Origin of the sequence: Clostridium sp. ZBS15 (assembly GCF_023845705.1) — a bacterium.
GTDB classification, from domain to species: Bacteria; Bacillota; Clostridia; order Clostridiales; family Clostridiaceae; genus Clostridium; species Clostridium aquiflavi.
On the sequence record NZ_JAMQHY010000002.1, the window covers coordinates 103136 to 125011 of the forward strand.

Below are 21876 nucleotides of genomic sequence, written 5' to 3' on the forward strand. Positions count from 1 at the left end.
TTATGCATATATCAACACATGTTAAAATATCTTTTCCTATATATAAAAAGCACTAACAAAATATCTAATGCTATTTTGATAGTGCTGAAATAAAACCCTTTATTTAAAAATAGCGTTCTTAAAGGAAATTTCCCTGTCTACGAGCTTTATACTAAAATTATAAACTTTCTTTTAAAACCAAACTTAACTATTTAGTTAAAGCTTTTTCTAATTGACTTACAATTTCATCTTCAGGTTTTAATTTTTTAGCAATTTCTAAATGAAGTTTTGCTTGTTCATTATCGCCTAAATTCATATAACACATTATTATGTTAGTACAAATTTCAACATCTCTTGATGCTTCAAAAGCCTTTTTAAAGTATTTTATTGCTTCTTCATAATTACCAAGACAAGCATAATTTATACCAAGTTCATTAACTACTTCTAATATACCTGATTCAATACTTAAACTTTGATTTAAGTAGTATATAGCTTTTTCATAGTTTTCTAAATTTCTATATCCAACTGCTAAGTAATAATATAAAAGTGGATTTGTTTCAAATTGGTCAACTAATGGCAATAACATTTCTATTGCTTTTTCTGGCTTTTCATTTAAAAGCTCTATTGCTTTTTCATATTGACTTACATTGTTAATATCGTTGATTATTTGATCTATCTCTCCGCTCTTTACTCCGCCTTTATTTAGGTAGCTATTAATTTCTTCTTTAGCATTTATAAAGTCTCCATCATCTCTTAATATAAGTGCATTATACAAGTAAGGTTCTGGCATATTTTTAAACTTTATCTTTCCTTCTTCAATATCTTGTAATAGTATTGATTTGAATTTAGAATCCTTTTCTCTCAAGGCTTCCCCTGTCAATAATAGATTTTTAAAAACCTCTTCTTCTCTATTATATATATATAATCCTTTTAATAATATATAAGCTTCTTCTAATCTTTCTTCTTTAATTCTATTAGCTATAAGACTTTTTATAGATTCTTCGGCATTAGCAATATAAGTTAAAATGATTCCATAATCATCATTAAATCTTAATTTTTCATCACATGCAAAACATATAAACATTCCTTCAATAAAATAATATATAGGTAAGTTCTTCATTTTTATTTCATCATTAACATTAGATGTTATATATTCTGAACTTATAGGCATATATAAATCTTTATTTTTAAATGTCACATATTCCGGAATATTTACAGTCTTTTTAAATCCCTCTATATCCATTTCTAAAAATAATATCTTACTTAATTTTTCCTTCAACATTGTTTTATAATCCATTATGTTACACCACCTAATTTTATCTTGATAGTATTTAAGAACAAAAGCTGTCTCAAATGATTATTATATCACTTAAAACAGCTTATTTGTAGAATTAATTTAGTTTAATTTTTCATTAATTAATTTCATGACATTTTCTTTGAATTCTAATATTTGCTTTTCAGCATCAGTCAAGCTATTTCCCTTAATAGATAAATAAACTTTCATTTTGGGTTCAGTTCCTGACGGTCTCACTACAAAATAAGAATCATCTTCAAGTATAAATTTTAATACATTTGATTTTGGTAAATCAATTGCTACCTTACTTCCGTTTTCTACATCTTCATCCATACTTAATTTATAATCTAATTTTCTGACTACTTTTACATTATTAATTTCACTTACTTTACTATTTCTCATAGCATCTATACAAGAAGCTATTTTTTCTTGACCTTCTTTTCCTGCTAATTCTAAAGATACAAGGGTTTCTTTAAAGTATCCATATTTTTCATATAATTCTATTAAAGCATCATATAAACTCTTTCCATGTTCTTTATAATATAAACACATTTCACATATTAACATTGAAGCTATTACTGCATCTTTATCACGAACAAAGTCTCCTGCAAGATATCCATAACTTTCTTCAAATCCAAATAAGTAAGTATGTTCTCCTGATTCTTTAAATTCTCTTATCTTTTCTCCTATATATTTAAATCCAGTTAGTACATCTAATATTTCTATATTAAAATCATCAGCAATTGCTTTAGCACCTTCTGTAGTTACTATTGTCTTAATAACTACTCCATTTTCAGGTAACTTATTCGTTTCTTTTAATGAACTTAACATATAATGAGTTAATAATAATCCAGTTTGGTTACCAGTTAAAACTTTGTATTCACCTTTGCTGTCTTTTACAACAACACCAATTCTATCACAATCAGGATCTGTTCCAAATATGATATCTGGATTTGTGCTTTGTGCCATATTTAAAGCTAATTTAAATACATCTGGATTTTCTGGATTAGGATAAGATGCTGTTGGAAAGTTTCCATCTGGAGCTTCTTGTTCTTTTACAACTTCTACATTTGTATATCCTAATTCTTTTAATACTCTTCTAACTGGAACATTACCTGATCCATGAATTGGAGTATATATAACATTTAAAGTATTAGCTTTTTCACTAACTAATTCTTTTCTAATAGTTAAAGATTTTACTTTTTCCATATAAACTTTATCTAATTCTTCACCTACATATTCAAGTAAACCTTTTTCTAAAGCATCTTTTTCATCTATAATTTTAATTTGTGAAAAATCTTCAATTTGGTTAACACAAGTTATTATTTTGTTAGCTTTATCATCTGTAACTTGTCCTCCAAATTCATCATAAACCTTATATCCATTATATTGTTTTGGATTATGTGAAGCGGTTACAACTATTCCACCACTACATTTTAATTCTCTTGTAGCAAAAGATAACACTGGTGTTGGTCTTAAACTTTCATATAAGTATACTTTTACATTGTTAGCGCATAATGTAAGTGCTGCTGCCTTAGCAAATTCCTTTGACATATTTCTAGAATCGTATGCAATTGCAACTGCTGGTTTGTTAAAGTTTTCATTTAAGTAATTAGCAAAACCTTGAGTGGCTTTTGAAACACTATATACATTCATTCTGTTGCTTCCTGCACCAATTACACCTCTTAATCCACCTGTACCAAACTCTAAATCTTTATAAAATCTATCTTCTATTTCTTTTTCATCACATATAGCTTTTAATTCATTCTTTGTTTCTTCATTTATACTCTCAGAATTAAGCCATGAGTTATATTTTTCTTTATAATCCATATATGTTCCCTCCCATTTGTATAAATCCTTTGTTAAACATTTATACTAACTTAACAAAATTTTACTTAATACTTCTATTATTATACAATACTTATCCATAATAAAAAATAGTTTTTTTAATATTTTATAGTATTTAGCAATAAATTTTTCCAATTACTAACATATTTTATTTTTCATGTTCATTCTTTATAGTTTTAATTTCATCTATTGTTAGCCCTGTAGCTTCTGATATTTCATCTATTTCAGTAAATCCCATAAGATCTTCTGCTAAAGATATTATTAGTCTTTTTACATTATCCTTAACTCGACTTGGCAAATCAGAAAATTCATCTAAACATTCTGTCAAATCCAATGACTCATCATAATTATAATCAAAATCATCTTCCTCTAAGTTTAAAATTTTTTTTCTTTTTAATTTGTTTTCAAAATATTCATTTAAATATATTAATTTTTCATTATTAGGTTCTATATCTTCTTCAGAAAATACTTCTATTCCTTCTTTTTGCAATAAGTATGCAGTAATTCCCATTCCATCTATTTTGTTTCCTTGAAAGCTTCCATCATATACTTTACTAACACCACACGATGGACTTTTTTCTTTTAAAATAGCCTTTGTAGCATTCACTTCTTTAGCTATCTTTAATGTTTCATATGCACCTTTTACAAATTGATTTGTAACATCTATGCCATCTTTTGTAATTGCTCTTCCATGCCCTTCTAGTATATCCTGAGCAGAATCTTTTAATTCTACTGAAGTTCTAGGAGTACTTAATCCTCCAAGTTGTTCAGGACATACCAAAATAGCTTTTCCTCTTCTAAATAACTCAACACACTTTTCATTTAAATTATTTTCCCCACTATATTTACAGTTAACTCCACATAAACATGCACTTATAATATACATGCACTCACCTCAAAATTTCTTCATATTTATTTCTTATTCTACCCTATTTTAAATATGTTGATCTTTTGTTATAAAGGCGAAGTGGCATTGAAATTTACTTTTCTAGAACTCTTAAGTAAGAGTCAAAATTTTATATTTTGCTACTCTTACTTACTCAGCGAATGTACTTGAGTTGAGTTTCCTTTTAGCCTTACAATTAATTGCTTGTCAAAAGTAAGTGTCCAAATTTCATATTTGGAAACACGAACTTTCACACAGTACAATGTTTCATTGGGAGCATGCATTAATTGGACTAATCTTTATTTTAGAGTTCTTAAAGCAAATTTCTCTGTCCACGAGCTTTATACAAAAGATCAATATTTCAAAACATCATCTTATTTTAGTTCAACTATTGTTGCACCATCTCCACCTTCACCATATCCACCTAATCTATAATTTTTAACATGTATATGTCTCTTAAGCATGTCATTTATTGCTTTTCTAAGAATTCCAGTACCTTTTCCATGAACTATTGTTACTTCTCCAAGATTGCCCATATAAGCATCATCTAAATACTTATCTACTCTATAACAAGCTTCTTCTGCATCTAATCCTCTTAAATCTATACGATTTTCAACTTTACTAAAATGTAATTTTAATTCTCTCTTTTTCTTTACCTTTTCAACTTTAGATTGTTTAGTTTTTCTAAGATCCTTTAACTTAACTGAAATTTTCATAATCCCAGCTTCAACTTGTACTTCCCCTTTATTATCAGGCATAGAAATCACTATCACATTTTGATTGAAAGATGGCAAAAACGCTTCCATACCTAATGTTACTTTTTCAAGTACTTCACCATCATTTTCTTTCATTTTATATAAATTCTTTTCTTTTTCTTCTAAACTATCTTTAAGTTTTTTACGTTCTTCTTCTAGTCTTTGTCTTCCACCACTTGAAATACCAAGTTTTTCAAGTTCTCTCATAGCTTTTAATATATCATCTGCTTCGTCTTTTGCATTAGATACTATCTTTTTAGCCTCTTCTCTTGCTTCCATATAAGCCTTATCTTTAACTTTTTCAAGTCTTTCAAGCTTTTGTTCATATTTATTCTTTAATTCTTCCGCTTGATCTTTAATGACTTTTGCATCTCTTGCATCTTTTTTAGCTATAATACTCTTTTCTTGAAGATTTCTTATTAAACCTTCAAACTCTAAATTTTCTTTAGACATATAATTTTTTGCACAATCTATAACTTCTTTTCCAAGTCCTATTCTTATAGAAATCTCAAATGCATTGGATTTTCCTGGAACTCCAATTAACAATCTATATGTAGGTCTTAATGTATTAATATCAAACTCTACAGATGCATTTTCAACTCTCTCTTTATTTAATGCATATGCCTTTAATTCACTATAGTGAGTTGTTGCTATTAATTTTGCACCTTTACTACTTAAATTTTCTATAATAGCTATTGCAAGTGCTGCACCTTCTGCTGGATCAGTTCCTCCACCCAATTCATCAAATAGAATAAGTGATTGTCTATTATCATATTCCATGATATTTACTATATTAGTTAAATGAGATGAGAAAGTTGATAAACTCTGCTCAATACTTTGCTCATCTCCTATATCAGCAAATACTTCCTTAAAGAATGATACTGATGAATTAGAACTTGCAGGTATAAGCAGTCCACTAAGTGCCATTATATGAAGCAATCCCACTGTTTTTAATGTAACAGTTTTACCCCCTGTATTAGGTCCAGTTATCATTAAAGTATCAAATTCATCACCTAAATTTACATCTAAAGGTACAACTTTATCTTTTTCAATTAAAGGATGTCTCCCAGACATTATGTTAAATATCCCATCTTCCCTTACCATAGGTTTTATTGCATTTAATTCACATGCATATTTACCCTTTGAAAAAATAAAATCTAAATTAGTAAGTATTTTAAAATTACTCTCGCAGTGTTCTGCATTCATTTTTACTTTTAATGACAATGCTGAAAGTATCCTATCTATTTCAGCCTTTTCTTTTAACATAAGTTCTTTTATTTCATTATTTAAATTAACTAACCCCATAGGTTCTATAAAAAGAGTAGCTCCTGTTGAACTTTGATCATGTACAAGCCCTGGCACTGAACTCTTATATTCAGCCTTTACTGGAATTACATATCTATCACCTCTTATTGTATATAAAGAGTCTTGTAAATACTTTGAATTACTTCTAACTATTGAATTTATTTTTTCTCTTACTGAAGAATTCTTTTCTTTTAAACTTCTTCTTATATTATATAAAGTAGTGCTAGCATTATCACTAACTTCATCTTCTGATAAAATAGATCTCTCAATTTCTTTTTCCAAGTCATTAATAGGTGCTAATATATACGCTAAATCTTCTAACTTAGGAAAAGATACTTCTTGTTCTTCTCTTTTAAAAAATTCCTGCATTCTTCTAGTTGCTGTAAGCATTCCTAATACCTTTAATAATTGTTCTGGCGTTAATGTACCTCCTTTTTTCGCTCTTTGAAGTATATCTCCTATATCACAAAGACCTTCTATTGGAGGATTACCCTTCTTCATTAATATTTCAAGTGCCTCATTAGATTCTTCTAATCCATTGTTTATTTCATATGTATTGTCATAAGGTACAAGTTCATCTACTAATTTCTTAGCAGAACTGCTATATGCATACTTTTTAAGTATTTCCTTTACTTTATTAAATTCTAAAACTCTTAAAGATCTCTTGTTCATTTATAGTTCCCCTCTATTCTACACCACGTTTATAATGACCTTTAGTATAGATTCTATTTTCACTTTTTTTAAGTTTTTTCACTTCTTCTAATATCACTTTAACTTCATTATAAGTTTCATCTTTAAAGTCAAATCTAAACGTAGATATATTAAATGTTTTTAACTCTTCAATTTCTTCTATTAAATTTAAAGCAAGTGAATTTAATATATGACTTCTACAGCTATTATCACCTAATACTTTAAATGTTTCATTTTTTCTATCTACTAATGTGAATTCATCTCTCATACAAACTCCATTACACTCTTTAGAAGTAGATTTATTTCCAAATGTACTTCCTATTGGACAGTACTCACTAACCATTAATTCTGTTTTTCCATAAACACCAACTGCAACATTATAATTAACACTTTTCATTATTTCTTTAATTTCTTTTCTGTTTAATTCTAAGCTTAATGTTGGAATCTCAATATCTTTCCTATAAAAATCTAAAGCTTCCTTATTAAACAGATTTAATTTATAATCACCTATTATAAATAATTTATCTTTATATAAATTAAGTATTCCTACATTTGAAGTTATTAATCCTTTTATATATGGAATAACTTCATCTATTTGTTTAACTACATTTTTAAATTCTTCTTTTATTATATTAGGAGTCATAAAATATAAGTTTTTATTTTCTACATTCTTAAAATCGCTTATATTTAATGCACCCTTATGCTTAGTATATGATATATCTAATGCTATATTTTTAACAGAATCATCTTCTAATAAAGCTTTTAATTGTTCTTTATTTATACAGCTATAAATATAACCTAGTTTTTTACCAATCTTTAAATTTTTCTCTATAATATCACTTTTAAATCTTCTTCGTCTATAAGAAGATGTTTCTTCTTTTAATATCTTTTCAAATAACTCTCTTCTTAAATTGTTTAAGGAAGATATTCTTATAAATCCATCTTCAAAAACATTAAATAATACTTTTTCAAACTTATATGGTATTTCTCCAGATTTCATCAAACATTCTTCTACTCTTTTTATATCTAATGGTGATCTTTCCGCTACCTCAACTGTATCACCTAAAACTTCATATTCTTTTCCATTAAATTTAGTTTTAAGTTTTAAAGGAAATCCAACTTTAAATTCTAATTCACCTTGTAATAATATTTTTCTTTTATATGGCTTTACATAGTCCTTTAATTCATCATATAATTTTTTATCAGACATTCTGTATATTAAATCACCTTTTTTATAGCCACTAGGTGTTAATTTAACTTTATCACCTTTAAAAGCTTCCTTTACTTCTTTACCATTAAGTAATATTTTACCTAATACAAATCCTTCATCCCTGTATCTTATTCCATCTCCAAGGCTTATATTTCCATCTAATATAATTTCATTTTTATCAACAGCTTTACCTATAGGAATACCAGTGTTTTTAGGGAAATTATAACTCATCATATCTTTTCCTGTATTTTTATATAAATATGCTTTAGAAAATCCTTCTCTATTAAATAACTGTGCTAATTGAGTTCTTCCCTTTTTTAAATCAAATTTTTGTTTATCAATAACCTTATCAATTGCTCTTCTATATGTATCTACTACACCTGATACATACTCAGGTCTCTTCATTCGCCCTTCTACTTTTAAAGATGATGTTCCACTTTTTATTAATTCTTCTACATCATCAATTAAACACATATCTTTTGGGCTAAGTAAATACGCCTTTTTAGGTGCAGTATTTTCACCTTTTATTGTATATTCCATTCTACAAGGTTGAGCACATCTTCCTCTATTCCCACTTCTTCCACCTATCATAGAACTCATTAAACATTGACCTGAATAGCATACACAAAGTGCTCCATGTACAAATATTTCTGTTTCTATTCCTAAATCTTTTGATATGTATTTAATTTCATTTAAAGAAAGTTCTCTAGATAAAACTATTCTAGATAATCCTCTTTCAGTAAAATACATTGCCCCTTCACCATTATGTACTGTCATTTGAGTTGATGCATGTAATTCAAAATCTGTATATGTTTTTTGTATTAAATTAATAAGCCCTGTATCTTGTATAATTAAAGCATCTACCCCTATATCATAAAGATATCCTGCATATTTTAGAGCTTCTTTTATTTCATTTTCTTTTAATAAAGTATTTATAGTAACATATACCCGAGCCCCATAGCTATGTGCATAATCTACTGCCTTCATCATCATTTCATTATCAAAATTTGATGCATATGCTCTTGCTGAAAACTTATTTCCACCTAAATAAATAGCATCAGCCCCTCTATTTATAGCTGCTACTAGACTTTCCATACTACCTGCCGGTGCTAATAATTCTATTTTTTTCATTAACTTCCTCCTGAGTGTTTTAATCAACCTTGTTTTTTATAGATAATAATTCTGTATTAAAACAAAATATCTTACTTTATTATTCTTAAAAACCTTTAAAAACTGCTATTAAAAATAGCAGTTTTTAAAATTGTTATAATTCTATTATATTATCCTACTTTTTATGTGAAAGTGGAGCTATAACTTTTTTTGTTTTACTATTTAAAAATTGTTGACTTTTTAGCGCTGCTAATTCTATTTCTACATTTAATAGTTTATCCTTTAATTCCATAACTTTATACTTCGATGTTCTAAGATTATTATTTACAGTTTTGCTTCTTTCCATAAGTTTACTCTTATGCTTATTTAATTCTTCAACTTTATTTTCTAATTCTACTACAGAAGCATCCTTTTTACTTAAAGTATTTTTTAATACCTCTAAGTTTTTCTCTTTTTCATCTAAGTTATCTTTTAATTTTTCTAATGACTTTTCTTTGCACTCTAAGATATTTTTTATATCTATTAATGATTTATCTTTATTGCTTAAATCATCTCTTAATTCTTCTATTTCTTTATGTTTTATATTTATTGTCTTTTTACTATTATCTTCATTGACAATTAACTTAGAATACTTATCCCTTAAGCTTGTAAGTTCCTCATTTACTTTTAAATTCTCTTGTTTTATTTTATTTTTTTCATTATTTATTGAATTAATATTATTATTTAATTTTTGAATATTATCTTCTAATACTTTTTTATTTTTTATTTCCATGTTTATTTTAGAATTTAATTTTTCATTTTCTCTATTGACTTCTTCAATTTTTTGTTTGAAAATTGTAACTTCTTTATCAGTTTCATAATAAAGATCACTGATATTTTCAAGCTCTTCTTTACATTTAGTATATTCTTCTTGAAGAACTCGTTTATTGCTCTTTTCATTTGATATTAATAATGTTAATTCTTCTATCTTACTTTGTAAAGTTAAGCAATTGTCTTCTAAAGACTTACTTTTTTCAATCAAGATAGAATTTTCTTCTTCTAAACTAGCTCTAACTTTAATCATTCTTTCAAGTTCTAATGAATTTTCTGTATTTAAAGTATTTAAATCATCAAACTTTTTACCTAAGTTAGTACATTTGTTTTCTAAAAAAGAAACTTTATTTTCTAATTCTTTAATATTTCCACTTGAAACTTGTAATTTATTTCTTAACTCTACTTCTTTTCCTTTAGATTCATCTACTTTTTTATAAAGGAACTTATTTTTCTCTTTTATTTCTACAACTTCTTTGTTTAATACTTCATTTAAATTACTAATTTCTTTTAAATTATTTTCCAACTTATTATTCTTCTCTAATAATAGGCCCTTTTCTTTTTCTAGATTAGTTGCCTCTTCTTTTAAATTAGTAAGTGTCTCTTCTATTTCTAAATATTTTTCTTTTAAAGATTGCTCACCATTTACTAATTGTTCTTGAAGTTTTGTTTTCTCTACTAATGTTGTTTTTAAATCTTCATTTAACTTGTCTACTTTTTGAATCAATTCACTTTTTTCAGTTTCTATATTTTTCTTCTTATTAATGGCATTTCTTAAATTAGAATCACATTCGTAAAGTTCATCTGCTATATTTACTGCCGCAAGTACTGTTGCAGCACTCGTGCTTAATCTAGAATTTTTACTCATTATCTCTTTTACTTTACTATCAACAAAATCAGCTAAATCAACTAAGTATTGTTCATTTTTATCACCTTTTAAGTTGTAATCCATACCATTTATATTAACTGTTACCTTAATCATAAATTACACCTCTTAAAATTTCTTTCTCATTGTTTAATTATATTCTATATTCACTCATAACACAATTATATTGATACATACTTATGATATAAAAATATTTACTTTTTTCTTACTTTTTTTAATATTAAAAGTCTCTTTATATCTAACATTAAAATTTAATAATTTTTGTAGTCGAATAATTGATACTAAATTCTGAGTTTTTAATATTAGTAATATTTATGCTATATAAAAATTATAAGAACCAAGAGATAAATTCAAATAATTCACTTCTTGGTTCTTATAATCTTTATTTAATACAAAACATTATAACTTATGTTTTAAATTATTAGCATGTTCCTTTATAATTTCACCTTGTTCTGTCATCTTACCTTTTATTTCCCTTGCAGTTTCTTTTATTTCTGTCTTCATTTTTCTAGCAGTATCTTTTATTTCTTCTCCAAATTTTTCCATGATACATTTTCTCCTTTCAAAAATAAATTTATACACTTATAAGTTTGTGTAAAAATATAAATATTATAAATAATATTTATATTTTTTTATCAATTCACAAATTTCAAATTCATTTATTTGAAATAAATTGAATTTTTTAGTATTTAAGGGTATAATTTAATAATTATTTTTATATTTAGCTCTGTTTTAAATATTAATAAAAGGAGATTTAAGATGAAATTAAAAAATAAATTGATACTTATATTTTCCCCATATTCAGGACTCCCTAAAGAAATTTATATACTTTTTCTAGGTAAAATAATAAATTGCATAGGATCTTTTATTTATCCATTGTTATCACTAATACTTATTCAAAAAATAGGTCTATCTATAAGCCAAGCTGGTGAATTTGTAACCTTTTTAGCTATTCTTCAAGCCCCCTGTGTATTAATAGGAGGTAAACTAGTTGACTCTATAGGAAGAAAAAAAGTAATACTTGTTTTTCAAGGATTGTCAGCTTGTACATTTATAATTTGTGGTTTTTTACCTTTATCTAATACATTAACTAACTTTATACTATTAGCATCTTGTTTTTCATCGGTATCTTTGCCTGCTTATGATGCACTAGTTTCAGATATTACAACTCCTGAAAATAGAAAAACTTCTTTTTCACTTATATATATAGGATTGAATTTAGGATTTGCAATAGGACCACTATTAGGTGGCTTGCTTTTTAATAATTATTTAAATTTAATTTTTATAGGTGATGGTATTACCACATTTATTTATCTTATATTAATAGGATGTTTTATAAAGGATATTAAACCTAACTCAATTCAAGAAAATATAAATTCTCTAGAAAAATCTCAGCATTGTTCAGTATTTAAAGTACTTGTTAAACGACCTATTTTAATTTACTATTCCTTACTAATGTTAACATTTAATTTTGCTTATTCTCAGTGGGGATTTGCAGTACCAATACAATTAAATGATATATTTAGCACTAATGGTGCTAGATACTTTGGGGTTTTGAGTAGTTTAAATGGGTTAATTGTAATTTTATTTACTCCAATAATAACAGTTCTAACAAAGAAATATAGAATACTTTCTATCATTTCAGTTGGAGGACTTCTGTATTCATTGGCCTTTGGCCTTTGTAGCTTTGCCTCTAATATTTTTTCATTTTTTATTATTGTTGCTATAATGACTATAGGCGAAATATCAATTGCTACAAATGCTCAAACTTTTATAGCTAATTTAAGCCCTTCTTCCCATAGAGGAAGAATAAATTCAATTTTGCCTTTACTATATGGAACTGGTAATGGTATTGGACCAATAATCATGGGTAGAATGATTTCTGTAGTTGGAATAAGACAGGCTTGGTTAATTGTTAGCTTAATCGTTGGAATAGGTGGAATGTTAATGTATCTTCTTAATTATATTAATATATCTTCATATAATAAGAAGTAGTAATACTGTATTCTTACTACTTCTTAATTTTTAAAAATATCTCTGTTTTAAATATATGTATATATATGCACTAATTGAATTTTTAAACTTGTACATTTTTATATCTTCTAGATTTATTATTTCTATTGTATCAATATATTAATTTTTGTTGTCTGCCTTTTAAATAATACAAATTAGTAGATTTCAATATATATTCTAAACTTATACTAATAATTGTTCTTTAGCATCTATAAACTTTCGATAAAACATGTCTGTGCTCTCAGGTTTTCCAAATAGATATCCTTGAATATAATCTGGGTTTACTTTATTTATAATTTCAAATTCTTCTACAGTTTCAATACCTTCAATACATACTTTAATATTAATGCTATGCATAAGTTTTATTACATACTCTATAAATGTAAAATTATAACTTTTTTCCGTAAGATGTCTTACAAAAGAACGATCTATCTTTACAATATTTACTGGTAAATTTCTAAGATAATTTAATGAAGAATATCCTGTTCCAAAATCATCTATAGCCATATTTATGCCATATTCCTCAAAATCAGCAAATTTTTTAATTAAAAATTTAAAATCTGGTGCCCAACAACTTTCTGTTAATTCTAGTATAACAGAATTTTTATTTATTCCGAATTCTTTTATACATTCATCTAAATACACATTAAAATTATCTTCCTTTAATTGAATATATGAAACATTTATGCTCATTTTAAAATCTTCGATTATACTTTGCCAATTCATACACATTTTTAATGCTTCCCTAATAACCCATTTACCAACCTTTACAATTAAACCACTCTCTTCTAAAAACGGAATAAATTCTAAAGGAGATATTTCTCCTAGTTCAGGTGAATTCCATCTAAGTAGTGCTTCTGCACCCTTTAATTCATGATTAGACGCCTTAACTTGTGGTTGATAATACAATTCAAATCCATCAAAATTATTTCTTATACTTTCTCTTAATTGCTCTTGAAGTGTTAGGAAACGTATTTTCTTATTATATAATTCTTCTGAAAAAAATTCTAATCTATTTTTTCCACTTATTTTGGCAAATTCCATGGCACTATTAGCCCTTTGAAATAGTTCCATACATGAAAGTGCATCATTAGGATATAATGCTACTCCACATGATAAAGTGCAAAAATATTTTTTATCATCAATTTCATGTTGTACATTCATATAGTCCTTAATGTTATTAAATAATACTTCTACTTTTTTATAATTTGCGTCCTTATAAAAAATTGCAAATTTATCTCCATCAATTCTATATATATTCATATTCTTAGGTAGCATTAAAGTGATTTTTTGAGCCACATCTCTAATAACCATGTCACCAAATAAATAACCATGTTTCTCATTTATGTTTTTAAAATTATCAATTCCCATAACTATAACTGCAGAAACAATTTCAGATTTATTATCAAGAAAATTCATCATATCTTCTTGAAATTTACTTCTATTTAGCACTCCTGTTATAAAATCTATTTTTGTATCTTTATTCATATCAGTTATATGTCCAAATACAATTATAGCGTTTTCATTTTCATCTTTTAATAAACTTCCACGAAAAGAAATCCATATCACTTCACCTTTTTTATTTACAAGACGGCATTGAAAAATATTAATATTTGAAAGTCCTGATTTTATTTTATTTATTCCATGCAAAAATATATCTTTATCATCATTATATATAATTTTAGACCAATATTCTTCTATGTCACTAGTTGTTGTACCATCTAAATCAAAATCACATAAAATAGATGATGATATTTTAAATACATTGCTATTAACATCCCAAATAAATACATAATCATCAGTACTGTTATCTATTAACTTGTATATTGTGGAAGCTTGTTCAAAATTTATAATTTTCGAATTATACTTATGCTTCACCTATATCACTTCTTTCTAGAATATTAAACTTAAATTATAAACACTTTTATAACAAAATAATAATTTTAAACATATTATATCATGTTATGGAATACTTTTATATAAATTTGTCAAAAAATATCTATTTTTGTTAATAGAATATATATAAACCACAATTAAGTAAATTACAAATTTAACAATTATCTACTTATATATTCGTATTATTTTTATAAAACTTCTATTTTAAAAAGCAACTAATAAAAAAAACAGAACCTACCAGAACCACTTACTAGGGTTAAGATAATTTCTGTTATTTTTTACTTATAATTATTTATTGTTTTTTCTCTTAAAATGGTTATATTTAACTCTTTTTTGTTTTAACTGATATAGTCTTTCCATTAGATGTTACTGTTATTTCACCTTGTAAGTCTGTTCTATAAGTTTCTATTCCATTTTTAGAAATCTTACTCATGGTTTCTTTATGAGGATGACCATAACTATTATCTGTGCCACAACTTATTATCCCATATTGTGGTGATACAGCTTGTATAAATTCATTACTTGAAGATGTGCTTGACCCATGATGACCAAACTTTAATACATCTGCTTTAAGATCTTTTGAATATTTAGACAAAACTTCTTGTTCTACAAGTGTTTCTGCATCCCCAGTAAACATTAACTTTTTATCACCAAATGTTAATTTCATTATAGGTGAGTAATTATTAAACTCCTCATAACTTTCTTTTATTGGAGAATATACATCTATTTTAGCACCAGAACCTAAATCAAATTTCATACCTTCTTTTATCGTTTGAATCTTAATCCCTTCATTTGAAACTGCATTTAACATATTTTCAAATGTTTTTGTTGTATGAGTAACTTTAGGCATATAAAAATTTTCTACTTTATACTTTTGAAATATTTTTGTCATTCCACCTATATGATCTTCATGTGGATGAGTCGCAATTACCATTTCAAAATCATCTATATTTTTTTCTTCTAATTGCTTTAATAAATGATCTGCTTCACTTCTTGGACCTGCATCTATTAATATATCAAAATCATTAACTCTTATATATGCAGCATCACCTTGTCCAACATCCAAATAAGAAACTTCTAAGTTCCCACTTACATTTCCTAAATTTTCTGGGGTATTAGAATTAAAATCATTTCCAAAAACAAAGCTCATAAGTCCTATAATAGCAAAAAGTATTATTGTTATGAATTGCGCCTTTTTATTACCTTTATTTTTTTTCATACTCTTTTTAAAAGCTTTTTTTAGTTTGTCATTATTATTACTCAAATTATTTCCTCCATCTTAATAATTAAAATTCTTTTCATCTCTTAGTTAAACTGCTTTTAACTAAGACTATGTTTTAAATATGTATTGATATATTCAATAGGAAAATTGGATATGTCCACACGCTACTAAAATATAAACTATCATTCAAAACATATGTTCGCTAATTTATAGTATAAACTAATAAAGTTATCAAATAAAGACCTTTATTTGATAACTTTATCTAAATCATATTATTTATGTCTATATTTTAAATATGCAATAGGTAAAGGGCATTGTAATTGAACTTTATTGCTTAATTTCTTTATTCTAATATATTTATCTCTTGATTATCTGCATTAATTTTTATTTTAGCACCTAAAGGAAGGGTAAGTGTTGGTAAACAATGTCCACAATAAACATCATATAATGCAGGTTTCCCCTCTGATGCTATTAACTCTTCAAATATTTGCATTAATGACAAGCTTTCTCTACCCTTTGGTGGTAAACAATCAGTCCATTTCCCTAAAATTATCCCACTTGCATCCTTTAATTTATTGCATTGTTTTAATTGCATAATCATTCTATCAATTTTGTATGGATATTCATCAATCTCTTCTAAAAATAATATTTTTCCTTTAGTATCTATTTCATAATCTGTTCCTAGTGTTGAACAAATTACTGAAAGATTTCCTCCAACTAATCTTCCTTCTGCTTCTCCTTCAAATAAAGTTTTAATTTCTGTGCTCTCTATATTTCTTAATTTTCCTAAAGGCTTTAATGTAAATATACTCTTTTTAAAATAATACTCAGTGTACTTATCTAGTCCCTTATACATTTCTGTTGCTGGCATAGGTGCATGAAATGTAATAAAATTACACCTCTTATTTATTACATTATGAATAGCTGTAACATCACTATATCCTGAAAATACTTTAGCATTCTTTTTTATCATATTATAATCTAGCTTATCTAAAATCCTTGTTGATCCATACCCTCCCCTTATTGCAAAAATTCCAGATATTGATTTATCAGAAAACATAGTATTTAAATCATTAGCTCTCATATCATCACTTCCAGATAAATAACCATAATGAGCTTTACAACTTTCACCAACTACAACTTCAAATCCTAATTCTCTCATTGCTTTAATAGATAATTCTAATCTTTCTTCAGTTGTTGGACTAGATAATCCTACAAGAGCTATTTTATCTCCTTTTTTTAATGGTTTAGGTCTTCTCAATATATTTCCATCCTCTATAATTACTTTAATATCAATATATTTAAACTTAAACTTATTTATCCTTAAAGTATAAAAAAATGACTAGATTTTAAATTATAAAATCCAGTCATTTTTAATTTCAATTTAATTAGTCTCTTAAAGTAGCACCTAATTTATATTCTAAAGATCTTAATATCTTATCATGTACTTTATTAACTTCTTTATCTGTTAATGTTTTATCCGCTCTATAGCAAATAGCATAAGCTATACTCTTCTTACCATCAGGAATTTGTTTTCCTTTGTATATATCGAATAATTCTACTTTTTCAACTAAATTTCCGCCAGCTTTTCTTATGCATTCTTCAATTTCTTGAACTAATATACTATCTTCTACAAGTAATGCAATATCTCTTGTAACAGCTGGGAATTTAGGTAATGCTTTATACTTTCTATCCATATCAGCACTTTCATATAATGCATCTAAATTAAGTTCTGCAATAAAGCAAGGTACATCAATTCCATAATTTTCAGTTACATCTAAATGAACTTCACCTAAAGTACCAACTACATTTTTGCCTATAACAAGTTTTGCAGTTTTTCCTGGATGATAACTTACATTTTCACTTTCTCTTTCATACTTAGAATTCTTTATTCCTAAGCCTTCTACTATATTTTCAACGGCTCCTTTAAGATCTAAATAATCACAATCGCCATACATACCAATAGTTAATATATTTCTTTCAGTTGGAATCTTAGTTTCATCTTCATTTTTAATGTATATCTTAGCCATTTCAAATAGTCTAACATAATCATTATTTCTTGAATAGTTTCTTCCTAAACATTCCATCATTGAAGGTATAGTTGTAGTTCTCATTACACTATAATCTTCACCTAAAGGATTTTTTATTCTAACTACATTTCTAAGCTCGCTATCTTCTGGTACATTAATTTTATCAAATACTTTTGGAGATACAAATGAGTAACTTATAGATTGATTTAATCCACTTCCTGTAGCAAGCATTACTACTTTATCATCTAATAATCTCTTTCTGTATTTAGGTTCTCTTGATGTAGCAACACTAAAGATTGTAGCAGGAATAACATCATATCCGTGTATTCTAGCTATTTCTTCTGCTATATCTTCTTTAATAGCAATATCTATTCTAAATGTTGGAGCTGTTACATTTAAATTATCTCCATCAATTTCTGTAAATAAATCAACGCTATCTAAACATTTTTTCATTTCTTCTTTAGAAAGATCTGTTCCAAGGAATTTATTAACCCAGTTAGAATCAACAATTACTTTTCCTTCTTCTTTCTTTTTATTATAAATATCTATTGTACCTTCTACAACTTCGCCAGCACCTAATTCACAAATTAAAGCACATGCTCTATCAATTGCAAGTTTAGCTAAGTTAGGATCTATATCTTTTTCAAATCTTCCAGAAGCTTCACTTCTTAAGTTTAACTTCTTAGAGTTAACTCTTATATTAGTACCATCAAAATTTGCAGATTCAAAAATAACTTCAGTTGTATCTTCTTTTATTTCTGAATTTAATCCACCCATTATTCCAGCTAACCCAACAATCTTATTGTCATCCTTTATGCAAAGCATAGAGTCATCTAATTCTCTTTCAACTTCATCTAAAGTAATGAATTTTTCTCCACTTTCAGCTCTTTCAACAACTATCTTATTAGTAGATATTTCTCTAGCATCATAAGCATGCATTGGTTGACCTAATTCAAGCATTACAAAATTTGTAATATCAACTATATTGTCTATAGGTCTTATTCCTGCTTCAAGAAGTCTTTCTTGCATCCAGCCTGGTGATGGTTTTACTTTTACATTTTTAACTTTTCTAGCCATATATCTTAAACATAAATCATCTTTAACTTCAACATTTAATTCTGATTCTACATTTCCATTTCCAGAAACTTTATACTCTAAATTAGGCATCTTATAAGTAGTTCTAAGTGCAGCTGCTGTTTCTCTAGCCATACCAACTATACTTAAACAATCAGGTCTATTAGAAGTTATTTCAAAATCTAATATAGCCTTATTTAACTTTAATAATTCTTTAAGTTCAACACCTAATTTAGTGTCAGTAGGTAATATCATTAATCCATGAACTGGTTCATCTCCTGCAATTCCAAGTTCTTCTTCAGAACAGAACATACCATTTGATGGTACACCTCTAAGCTTACCTTTTTTAATTTTAGTTCCATCTGCTAATGTTGAACCATGTAACGCTACTGGTACTACATCTTGCTCTTTCATGTTTGTTGCAGCTGTAACTATTTGAATAGTTTCAGTTCCAATATCAACTTGACAAATACTTAGTTTGTCAGCATCTGGATGTTTTTCTATTTCAGTAATTTTTCCCGTAACAACCTTATCTATAACATCACCTTGAATTATTAATTCTTCTAATTGTGATCCTGTTAAAGTTAATTTATCTCCTAATTCTTTAGGACTAACATTTATATCAACATAATCTTGTAACCAACTAAATGGTACTTTCATATTTTTTCCTCCTCATTTACCTTTAAATTCTTTATTAAAATTGATTTAAGAATCTCATGTCACTTTCGTATAGTAATCTTATATCATCTATACCATACTTAAGCATTACCATTCTATCAACACCAAATCCGAAAGCGAATCCACTATATACTTCTGGATCTATTCCACAATTTCTAAGTACATTTGGATGAACCATACCACAACCTAAAAGTTCTATCCATCCACTATTTTTACATACTCTACAGCCTTCTCCTCCACATACAAAACAAGTTGCATCCATTTCAGCTGATGGTTCTGTAAATGGGAAGTGATGTGGTCTAAACTTAGTTTGAACTTTATCGCCAAACATCTTCTTAGCAAATAATTCTAAAGTTCCTTTTAAATCTGCAAAAGTAACTCCTTTATCTATAACCAAACCCTCCATTTGATAGAATATAGGTGAATGTGTTGCATCCACTGAATCTGATCTATAAACTTTACCTGGTGAAATCATCTTAATTGGTGGCTTTTGATTTTCCATAGTTCTAACTTGAACTGGTGAAGTTTGAGTTCTAAGAACTATATTATCATTTATATATAATGTATCTTGTTCACTTCTAGCCGGATGATTTTTAGGTATATTTAATGCTTCAAAATTATAGTGATCATATTCAACTTCTGGACCTTCTTCAATTGTAAATCCCATTGATACAAATATATCTTCCATATTTTGAAGTGTTAATTCTAATGGATGTCTCTTTCCTATAACCTTCTTTTTACCTGGAAGTGAAATATCTATAGTTTCACTAGCAAGTTTTTCTGTTTTCTCTTTATCTTTTATTTTCTTTATTGCTGTCTCTAATTTTTCTTCTACTTTAGCTTTAGCTTCATTAACTAGCTTTCCTACTAAAGGTCTTTCTTCTGCAGATAATGCCCCCATACCTCTTAATATTGTAGTAAGTTCCCCTTTTTTTCCTAAGAACTTAACTCTAATTTCTTCTAATTCATTACTTTTCATTGAATTTTCAATTTGCTTTAATGCAAGTTCTTGCAATTCTTTAAGTTTTTCTTTCATGTTTTTTCTCCTTTCAAACATTTTTATGTACAATAAAAAATCGTCCCCCTATAAAAGGGACGAATTATCCGCGTTACCACCCTAATTGAAACTTATAAAAATATTATAAGAATCCAACTTAAAATTTAACGGCATTGACCGCTAGCTACTACTTAATTTCACAGCTAGAACTCCTGAGTGAACTTCAACATTATTTCATTTAAATAAGCTTCCAGTCTATGACTTATTCTCCCTAAAAACTTTCTAATATCTACTCTCTCATTCACAGTTTATAATTATTTAATTCCCTATAATTATACAAATAAACTAATTAAAATTCAATACTAAAAATTCAATTAAAATTTTGTCTTACTTTTTCATAAATTATAATGGATGTCGCTATAGCTACATTTAAAGATTCTGCTCCACCTGGCATGGGTATTTTAACTCTTCTATCGGCTAAGTCTAACACTTCATCAGATACACCATTTCCTTCATTGCCAACTGTAAGTATAGTCTTTCCTTTTAAATCTTCTTTAAAAAAATCTTTACTACTTTCTAATGACGTAACTATTAATTTAAATCCATCTTTTTTCAATGATTTTATTAATGAAAAATCATCATCATAATATATAGGCATATAAAACGATGATCCCATTGTTGATCTTATTGTTTTTTCATTATATATGTCTACAGTTCCTTTAGATAATATTATTCCATTTACACCTGCTGCATGAGCAGTTCTTATTATAGTTCCTAGATTTCCTGGATCTTGTACTTTATCGCAAAACAAATAAAAATCCCCTTGAAAATCTAGATTTTTATTCTCCATTTTAACTATAGCAATTATTCCTTGAGGATTTTCTGTTGATGTTAAATCTTTAAATAAATTATCAGCAATACAATAAACCTTTTTATTTTCTATATTGTTTTTATCTATATAATTATCTAATTTTTCATACCCTACTTCAGTTAATATTAAATAATCTATATCTAAATTTGCTTTTATTGCTTCATTAACAAGTCTAAATCCTTCAATTACATATTTATTAATTTTATTTCTATTTTTTCTCTCTTTGAGTTTTTTAGCTTCTTTATATATAGTATTTTCTTTACTTTCAATAAAAATCAAAGTCTACACCTCAATTATTTTAATCTTACTATCATACCCTCAA

Annotated in this window: 14 protein-coding genes and 1 other annotated feature; of the genes, 1 reads left to right on the forward strand and 13 read right to left on the reverse strand. The window is 26.7% G+C overall.

What is annotated here, in order from left to right:
- Positions 1–187 precede the first annotated feature (187 nt).
- From NG904_RS01125 to NG904_RS01155, 7 genes are all read right to left on the reverse strand, one after another.
- A complete protein-coding gene (locus NG904_RS01125; RefSeq protein WP_252213223.1) occupies positions 188–1276 on the reverse strand; it encodes a tetratricopeptide repeat protein in 1089 nt (362 codons plus the stop codon).
- Positions 1277–1375: 99 nt separating this feature from the next.
- Positions 1376–3103 (reverse strand): phospho-sugar mutase, encoded by a 1728-nt coding sequence (locus NG904_RS01130; protein WP_252229220.1) that lies wholly within the window; start codon positions 3101–3103, stop codon positions 1376–1378.
- A gap of 166 nt (positions 3104–3269) precedes the next feature.
- Entirely contained in the window at positions 3270–4007 is a 738-nt protein-coding gene (locus NG904_RS01135; protein WP_252229222.1) for a 2-thiouracil desulfurase family protein, read from the reverse strand.
- 374 nt (positions 4008–4381) lie between these two features.
- Positions 4382–6739 (reverse strand): endonuclease MutS2, encoded by a 2358-nt coding sequence (locus NG904_RS01140; RefSeq protein ID WP_252229224.1) that lies wholly within the window; start codon positions 6737–6739, stop codon positions 4382–4384.
- Positions 6740–6752: 13 nt separating this feature from the next.
- Positions 6753–9098, reverse strand: coding sequence for a U32 family peptidase (locus tag NG904_RS01145; protein WP_252229226.1), 2346 nt, complete (start codon positions 9096–9098; stop codon positions 6753–6755).
- A 154-nt stretch (positions 9099–9252) separates the two neighbouring features.
- Positions 9253–10869, reverse strand: a complete 1617-nt coding sequence (gene zapA, locus NG904_RS01150) for a cell division protein ZapA (protein ID WP_252229228.1) — start codon at positions 10867–10869, stop codon at positions 9253–9255.
- Positions 10870–11172: 303 nt separating this feature from the next.
- Complete coding sequence (locus NG904_RS01155) at positions 11173–11319, reverse strand: hypothetical protein (RefSeq protein WP_252213212.1); 147 nt, start codon at positions 11317–11319, stop codon at positions 11173–11175.
- Positions 11320–11532: 213 nt separating this feature from the next.
- On the opposite strand from NG904_RS01155, the gene NG904_RS01160 reads away from it, so the two are divergent.
- Positions 11533–12768: an MFS transporter gene (locus NG904_RS01160; protein WP_252229231.1), complete on the forward strand. Its 1236-nt coding sequence runs from the start codon at positions 11533–11535 to the stop codon at positions 12766–12768.
- A 201-nt stretch (positions 12769–12969) separates the two neighbouring features.
- Here the strand turns inward: NG904_RS01160 and NG904_RS01165 are convergent, their stop codons facing one another.
- The 6 genes from NG904_RS01165 to NG904_RS01190 all read right to left on the reverse strand — a co-directional run bounded on the left by NG904_RS01165 (position 12970) and on the right by NG904_RS01190 (position 21833).
- On the reverse strand, positions 12970–14664 hold the full coding sequence (locus NG904_RS01165) for a putative bifunctional diguanylate cyclase/phosphodiesterase (RefSeq protein ID WP_252213210.1): 1695 nt from the start codon (positions 14662–14664) through the stop codon (positions 12970–12972).
- A 340-nt stretch (positions 14665–15004) separates the two neighbouring features.
- Complete coding sequence (locus tag NG904_RS01170) at positions 15005–15946, reverse strand: ComEC/Rec2 family competence protein (protein WP_252213209.1); 942 nt, start codon at positions 15944–15946, stop codon at positions 15005–15007.
- 301 nt (positions 15947–16247) lie between these two features.
- Complete coding sequence (locus tag NG904_RS01175; protein ID WP_252213208.1) at positions 16248–17165, reverse strand: S66 peptidase family protein; 918 nt, start codon at positions 17163–17165, stop codon at positions 16248–16250.
- Between the two features lie 127 nt (positions 17166–17292).
- Entirely contained in the window at positions 17293–19668 is a 2376-nt protein-coding gene (gene pheT, locus NG904_RS01180; protein WP_252229233.1) for a phenylalanine--tRNA ligase subunit beta, read from the reverse strand.
- Positions 19669–19702: 34 nt separating this feature from the next.
- Complete coding sequence (gene pheS, locus NG904_RS01185; protein WP_252229235.1) at positions 19703–20722, reverse strand: phenylalanine--tRNA ligase subunit alpha; 1020 nt, start codon at positions 20720–20722, stop codon at positions 19703–19705.
- Between the two features lie 52 nt (positions 20723–20774).
- Positions 20775–20997: a binding site (T-box leader), on the reverse strand.
- A 56-nt stretch (positions 20998–21053) separates the two neighbouring features.
- Positions 21054–21833: a TrmH family RNA methyltransferase gene (locus NG904_RS01190; RefSeq protein ID WP_252229237.1), complete on the reverse strand. Its 780-nt coding sequence runs from the start codon at positions 21831–21833 to the stop codon at positions 21054–21056.
- Between the last annotated feature and the right edge of the window lie 43 nt (positions 21834–21876).

Coding starts and splice junctions, on each gene's coding strand:
- NG904_RS01135 (WP_252229222.1), bottom strand. CDS start 4,007: ATGTATATTATAAGTGCATGTTTATGTGGAGTTAACTGTAAATATAGT.
- NG904_RS01125 (WP_252213223.1), bottom strand. CDS start 1,276: ATGGATTATAAAACAATGTTGAAGGAAAAATTAAGTAAGATATTATTT.
- NG904_RS01140 (WP_252229224.1), bottom strand. CDS start 6,739: ATGAACAAGAGATCTTTAAGAGTTTTAGAATTTAATAAAGTAAAGGAA.
- pheS (WP_252229235.1), bottom strand. CDS start 20,722: ATGAAAGAAAAACTTAAAGAATTGCAAGAACTTGCATTAAAGCAAATT.
- NG904_RS01160 (WP_252229231.1), top strand. CDS start 11,533: ATGAAATTAAAAAATAAATTGATACTTATATTTTCCCCATATTCAGGA.
- NG904_RS01130 (WP_252229220.1), bottom strand. CDS start 3,103: ATGGATTATAAAGAAAAATATAACTCATGGCTTAATTCTGAGAGTATA.
- pheT (WP_252229233.1), bottom strand. CDS start 19,668: ATGAAAGTACCATTTAGTTGGTTACAAGATTATGTTGATATAAATGTT.
- NG904_RS01155 (WP_252213212.1), bottom strand. CDS start 11,319: ATGGAAAAATTTGGAGAAGAAATAAAAGATACTGCTAGAAAAATGAAG.
- zapA (WP_252229228.1), bottom strand. CDS start 10,869: ATGATTAAGGTAACAGTTAATATAAATGGTATGGATTACAACTTAAAA.
- NG904_RS01145 (WP_252229226.1), bottom strand. CDS start 9,098: ATGAAAAAAATAGAATTATTAGCACCGGCAGGTAGTATGGAAAGTCTA.